This is a genomic window from Oleiphilus sp. HI0043, assembly GCF_001634935.1.
Genome location: NZ_LWEY01000881.1, coordinates 1 through 890 on the forward strand (window position 1 = coordinate 1; position 890 = coordinate 890).

General features: G+C 44.6%; 2 protein-coding genes. Both read left to right on the top strand.

The window, feature by feature from the left end; all coding sequences use genetic code 11:
* Nucleotides 1–159: 159 nt before the first annotated feature.
* Nucleotides 160–567 carry a TRAP transporter small permease gene (locus tag A3729_RS09865; RefSeq protein WP_082865269.1) on the top strand — a complete coding sequence of 136 codons (408 nt, stop codon included), beginning with the start codon at nucleotides 160–162 and terminating at the stop codon, nucleotides 565–567.
* A partial coding sequence (locus tag A3729_RS09870; RefSeq protein WP_156497858.1) for a TRAP transporter large permease subunit occupies nucleotides 564–890 on the top strand: 327 nt, incomplete at its 3' end. The genes A3729_RS09865 and A3729_RS09870, both read left to right, overlap by 4 nt.

The following is an 890-nucleotide window of genomic DNA, read 5'->3' on the forward strand; positions in this document are numbered from 1 at the left end:
TGATGCCTGGCCCCTTACCTAATCAAGAGTCAAGCTAATAAGCGTGAACCCTCCGTCGCTTCCATTCTATGCTTGACCAAATCTTAAAAAAACTCGTTAATTTCTTAAACGGTCTTAACACCTTGTTTGTTCTGCCGTCACTGGTCTTACTTGTAATTAGTGACGTTATTTTGCGTTCATTATTTTCCTCTCCCATTGCTTGGGCTCACGAATTGTCGGGTTTGCTGCTACTCAGCATGTTCTTTATTAGCGATTCCAAAGTGTATAGAGGGCCATGAATTATTGAGTGTTGATCTGCTTTACCAAGCCTTGTCGGCTTCTAAGCAACGCTCCCTAAAATGCGCTTCATATGTTTTCTTGGTTTTGTTCTCGCTACTTGTCGTTTGGCAGGCGGTGTTGGGCGCGATAGATAGCTATACCTATGAAGATCAAGCTTATACTATCGACATACCTTATTGGCCTTTCTATGCCTTGATGGCTTTTATCGGGCTTGTGACAACGCTTCAATCATTGAGTTTGCTATGGGCTAGTCTAGATTCAAGTCAAACCAAAGAGGGGCATTCGTGAACCCTGAAAGTGTTGGCCTGTTGGCCATGGCCTGCTTGCTTATATTAATCGCTCTACGTGTACCGATTGCTATCGCTTTGATAGCGGTAGGGCTGCTTGGAAATGTCTACCTTCAGAGCTTTGAGTCGGCTATCGTTCAGTTTCAGTTGGTTAGTTGGGAAGTCGCCAGTAACTTTGTATTGGTGACCTTACCTATATTTGTTTGGATGGGAGCTTTAGCTCAAACAACGGGCTTGGGTAAAGATCTTTTCTATTGCTTTAACCGCTGGTTCGGGCGAATTCCCGGTGGCTTGGCGATCACATCTATCAGCTGCTCAGCAACC